This window comes from Enterobacter cloacae complex sp. GF14B (assembly GCF_004136805.1).
Taxonomy (GTDB): Bacteria; Pseudomonadota; Gammaproteobacteria; order Enterobacterales; family Enterobacteriaceae; genus Enterobacter; species Enterobacter hormaechei_C.
The window spans coordinates 1-5407 of record NZ_QFRV01000140.1 but is presented as its reverse complement, the minus strand read 5'-3'; the positions used below and the strand labels follow the sequence as shown (position 1 = coordinate 5407).

The following is a 5407-nucleotide window of genomic DNA, read 5'->3' as shown; positions in this document are numbered from 1 at the left end:
CCTTTTTGCTATGCATAAACCTTTGCAACAAGTCGATCCTTATAGCGATCAATCTCACCATCCGGCTTGCTTTTTAACTTGTAAACCCACTTTGTACCAATGGCCTTTTTGCCAGGAGGCAAATCACATAAAGTCCATGTGTCATTTTCTATAAGTGCATCATATTCTGATTGCATGGCAGCCATCCAATTTTTTGAATTTTGTGCTTCATCAAAAGACAGAGGTTCCTCAACATCATGTAAGCTAGACACAGCCAAAGCATAACAATCTGATGCATAAGATGCATGGCGAGAGCCTGAACGAGTACGACTAGACAAAGGTGCATCCAATTTACTGTCACGCAAAGTATGCACCAGCCATTTTGGCATACCTCTAGCCTGCTCATTTTCAGCCCTTTCCTCATCAAGTACATCATGTACATCTGCATCAGTAATAGGCTGATCTATAACATTTTCAGAAACCCCCATAGGCTGTACATTTGCCTCATTGGAACTTACATTCGTATTTCCACCACTGAAAAGAGGCAACAAAGTGTCATAAATGTCCTGTGAGCTTACATTACTGTCTCTAGTACATGACAGCAAGGGCTGAACAGAATCTTCCACAAACACTACATCCCGTGAAACCAAAATACGTTTTGTTTGCGGATGATACAACCTGTAACCTTTGCTTTCAGCACTATAACCAACAAAAATACATTTGACAGCCTTATCATCCAATTTTTTGCGCTGTGTTTGTGGCACCAAAGCATATGCCAAACAGCCAAAAACACGCATGTGCTCAATAGAAGGCTTTCTATCATGCCATGCTTCATATGGAGTAATAGACTGCAAAGCTTTCGTAGGACACCTGTTAAGTACATAAGTGGCACACATGATGGCCTCAAGCCAAAAAGAATGCGGCAAAGCTTGACTTTTGACCATACATCGTGCCATTTCCGTAAGTGACCTGTTTTTCCTCTCAGCAACACCATTTTGCTGAGGTGTATAAGGCACTGTACATTGGTGTTTTATCCCACGACTAGCCAGAAATGCATTAAATTCATGAGACATATACTCCCCCCCTCGATCGGAACGGAGGGTGCCCATAGTACATTTCGAGACATTTTCAGCCATAGCCAAAAATTGTTTGAAGCACATAAAAACTTCGGACTTCGCTTTAAGCGGAAATACCCATGCATGCCTGGAGTAATCATCAATGAAAGTCACGAAGTAAAGGTAATTGCCCAAGGACGGAGTTTGCATGGGCCCACAAACATCACTATGCACAAGCTGCAACCTGCATGTGGCCCGAACTGAACCATCCTTTGGAAACTTAGAACGCTGCATCTTACCCAAAATACAGCCTTCACAAACATGTTTGACAGGTGCTTCAAGAGGCGGCAAAGAAGCAACCATATCAAATTTTTGCAAACGCAGCAAACTGGAAAAATTCAGATGACCAAAACGTGCATGCCAAAGTTTTGCATCTGAAATAGCCCTTGAATCTGCAACAGAATTTGCAAAATTTTGTCCACACTTGTCATACAAAGTGAGCTTATACAGCCCACGGCACAAAAGGCCAGATGCAACAATTTCATCACCAAAACTGAGATCATGAACTGTACATCTGTCATCCACAAATTTGACTACAAGTCCAAGTCTAGCAAGTGCGGATACAGACAAGAGATTCTTCTTGATCCCAGGTACATAAAGTGCATCAACAAGTGTGAAGGAACTGCCATTAGCAGCAGTGAGCACAATCTTTCCAACTCCCTGAACTGGATAAGAGGCATTGTTGGCACAAGTGACTGAATTCCCATGAGGGACAGACTCGAGAGAGGTAAACAATTCACGATGTGAGGTAATGTGCTTTGTAGCACCACTATCGAAATACCACACATGTGAATCTGCAGCAACTGACAAGCATGCATCATGGACATCAGGATTGTAAGTGCACTCTGCGCTAAAAGCCCATTCTGCATCAACATCAGCAACACAGTCTCCTTTCACAGAAGACTCAACAATGGCTGCATTTGTAGTGGAACCAGCATTTGCAGTGGAACCACCCTCTTTCTTCTTAGCCTCTTTGGCCTTCAACTTAGGACACGACTTGATCAAGTGATCATTAGCTTTACAATAATGGCAACGCATCTTCTTTTTGCCCTTATCACCAGAATTTCCAGACAAATTGCTGCCAGCAGAAGCATTAGGAACAGAATTTTTGCCACTCGCAGCAGAACCATAAGAAGTGGCTGCATTGCTGTTACCACCCTTTCTTTGAGAAGCAATAAAAGCCTGTTCAACTGCACGCTGCCTAGTCCTGTTTTTTCTGGAAAGTGACTCTTGCAACAGCAATGTGCATAATGCATCAAACTTGACAACTTCAGGATTTCCTTGGGTCATAAGTCTCCAAGTACTAGCAAAAGTCTGGTAGGAATCTGGTAAGGCATCAAGAACAGTCTGCACAAGGGAACTGTCTGAAATGACTTCACCTGCAGAAATAAGTTGCTCATTGATATCCTTGACACTAGCAAGGAAAGTGTCCATATCATCTTCCTCATGCATAATCTTCGACTCCAGCTCTTTACGCAGCAAAGCAATTTTAGCCTCATTGCGACTTGCATAAAGACCTGCTAGAATATCCCAAGCCTGTTTTGCAGATTTTGCTGAACGGATGTGAGGAACAATGGTGCGCTTCACAGACAACGCAATCAATGCATGAGCCTGCGCATCCTTAACATCCCAACGAGCTTGTTCTGTCGTAGGCAAAACAACTCTAACAGCTGCAATCCTTGCAGCAAGACCTGCAACATCCTCAACATCGCCTACATCCTCAGAACCAGGACGTACATCAATGCCCTGCACAATATTCCAGACACCCTTTGACACAAGAACATGTTGCATCATATAAGCCCACATAGGGTAGTTGTCCCCATCCAACCTGTCCTCAGCAACAAACATCTTGAACACATCTGTGTTGTTGTTGTTAGCCATGGTAAATGTTGCACCTGATGTGAAAACTGCCCGAAAATAGGAGAAACGGAGTGGGAACAACCTGTGCTATATAGCACAAACCGTAGAAGACTGTAAGGCACCTGTTATGCAGAAAACGGCACTGACAGAAATTCTGCACAAAATGACGAAATAGCCTGTGCAGTACTGCCTGTAGTGGAAACGGAGGCCGAAATGAGCCCAAATCAAAATTCTGAGCAGACCAAGCTCTTCGAGCTCACCCAAAATATTTGTCGACCTGCGAACGCTCGCCAAAGCTCACTGAAATCGGAGAAAGTGAGCAGGCGTGTGCTGGAGCAGCTGGCGACTAAGCCCGGGAGGACGCAACCTGCTCTGATACCAATTGTTGGAATTAGGGTTGCAGAGAAACACACACAGCTTGGAGAAGACGAAGGAAGCTCAAGGCACACAATAGAGAGTATGTTACTTAGTGTGCAATGGAAAGATAGATAGCCCTAGAGTGATGGGCGTATATACAATGCAAAGGGCAAAAAACCTCCTAAAGAGGGAAAAAATGCCCCGACGGTCCTAGTGTGTTCACACACATCACTACCACATGTATATGGTAACAAATCCCCCCTGGAGTGATGCGGTGAACGAGAGCTGGCACATGAGTAAAGGGAAGTGCCATGCCCTGAGGACATGATCAGTCCACAAAGGGGAGTAAGCCCAAAGCTTTGCGGAAAGCTTCAAGCTTCTCACGAGACAATGCCTTTGTGAAAAGATCTGCAAGGTTGTCCTGTGTTGGCACATAAGCCAAGCTGATCTCTCCTGCTGAGAGCCTCTCCCTGACATAGTGGTAATGCACCTCAATGTGCTTTGTGCGAGCATGAAAAACTGGGTTCCTCGCAACTGCCAATGCGCTCTGACTGTCAGTGTAGATAGTGTTGGCAGTGTCCTGTCCAACACCCAAATCAGCCATAAGGCGTCTGAGCCATACACACTCAACCGTAGCTGTGAAGACTGCCCTGTACTCAGCCTCACAACTCGAAGTGGCCACAGTAGGTTGCTTCTTGCTCAACCATGATATACATGAACTGCCAAGCATGAAACAAAAACCACTTGTGGACACTCGCGTGTCAAAACAACCAGCCCAATCTGAGTCCGAAAAAGCATGTAAGTCTGGCGGCAATGATCCCCCCTTGGGATAAAACAAGCCAAGATGTAAAGTGCCACTAAGGTAGCGGAAAATCCTCTTGACAGCCTGCCAATGCTTAGACCCTGGGCTATGCATAAATCTGTTGACCTGTGAGACTGCAAACTGAATATCCGGCCTCGTGTTGCATACATAAATGAGGCAGCCAACAGCAGTTTGGTAAAGAGTGACATCAGCAGGATCACCAGCATCATGTAGACTCAACTTCAAACCTGTTTCCATGGGAGTGGCAATAGGTTTGCAATCCTCAAGTCCAAACTTACATAGCAATGTCTCTATGTAACTTTTTTGACACAAGGCAATACCACCATCACACTGCTTAAATTGTATACCCAAGTAATGATGCAACAACCCCAAATTTTCATCTTGAAAGTAGCATTCAAATCAGCCTTAAATTCAGCAATATGTCTCTCATTTGGTCCAATGATCAACAAATCATCTACATAAAGAACCACAATGAGAAGTACATCACCCTCACGCTTTACATACAATGTGCTTTCTGTTGGATTGTTACGAAAGCCTCGTTTGACCAAATGAGTGTCAGCTTTCTCATACCAAGCACGAGGAGATTGCTTCAACCCATACAAAGCCTTCTTACATTTGCACACTTTGTCCTCTTGTCCTTTTATGACAAAACCGCGAGGCTGCGTTACATAAACTTCCTCAAATATGTCACCATTCAAGAAAGCAGTAACAATGTCTGATTGATGTACATCCCAACCAAAATGAGCTGCCAATGCACATAGAAAACGCACAGTAGTCATACGACAAGTGGGAGCAAAAGTCTCTTCATAATCTATGCCTTTTTGTTGTGCATAACCCTTTGCAACAAGTCGAGCCTTATGGCGATCGATCTCACCATCCGGCTTGCGTTTCAACTTGTAAACCCACTTCGTACCAATGGCCTTTTTGCCAGGAGGCAAATCACATAAAGTCCATGTGTCATTTTCTATAAGTGCATCATATTCTGATTGCATGGCAACCATCCAATTTTCTGAATTCTGTGCTTCATCAAAAGACAGAGGCTCCTCAACATCATGTAAGCTAGACACAGCCAAAGCATAACAATCTGATGGCTCAATAATGGTAAAGTCGTAGGCAAGTCTAAAAAGACCCCATTATTCAGATCAAAGCTCCCAAGCCGTGCACCAAATCCCACATAGTGGGCTCAATAGAATCGATAATAGATCCCAATCCCACTTACCCTAATATAATTAACAAAATAAACCATTAATAGGCTACTTAAGTACCTCTCTTG

3 protein-coding genes are annotated in these 5407 nt (G+C 43.9%); all 3 read right to left on the bottom strand.

The window, feature by feature from the left end:
* Positions 1-8: 8 nt before the first annotated feature.
* Complete coding sequence (locus tag DD606_RS23575) at positions 9-2975, bottom strand: DDE-type integrase/transposase/recombinase (RefSeq protein ID WP_129259265.1); 2967 nt, start codon at positions 2973-2975, stop codon at positions 9-11.
* 664 nt (positions 2976-3639) lie between these two features.
* The gene (locus tag DD606_RS26010; protein WP_176691467.1) at positions 3640-3915 is read right to left on the bottom strand and encodes a Ty1/Copia family ribonuclease HI; all 276 of its coding nucleotides are present in this window, start codon (positions 3913-3915) and stop codon (positions 3640-3642) included.
* A 509-nt stretch (positions 3916-4424) separates the two neighbouring features.
* A complete protein-coding gene (locus DD606_RS23565) occupies positions 4425-5135 on the bottom strand; it encodes a reverse transcriptase domain-containing protein (RefSeq protein WP_129259261.1) in 711 nt (236 codons plus the stop codon).
* Positions 5136-5407: the final 272 nt, after the last annotated feature.

What these genes read in the sequence shown, in the direction of transcription:
- DD606_RS23575 (WP_129259265.1), bottom strand. Translation starts at nt 2,975, where the DNA reads ATGGCTAACAACAACAACACAGATGTGTTCAAGATGTTTGTTGCTGAG.
- DD606_RS26010 (WP_176691467.1), bottom strand. Translation starts at nt 3,915, where the DNA reads ATGGCTGATTTGGGTGTTGGACAGGACACTGCCAACACTATCTACACT.
- DD606_RS23565 (WP_129259261.1), bottom strand. Translation starts at nt 5,135, where the DNA reads ATGGTTGCCATGCAATCAGAATATGATGCACTTATAGAAAATGACACA.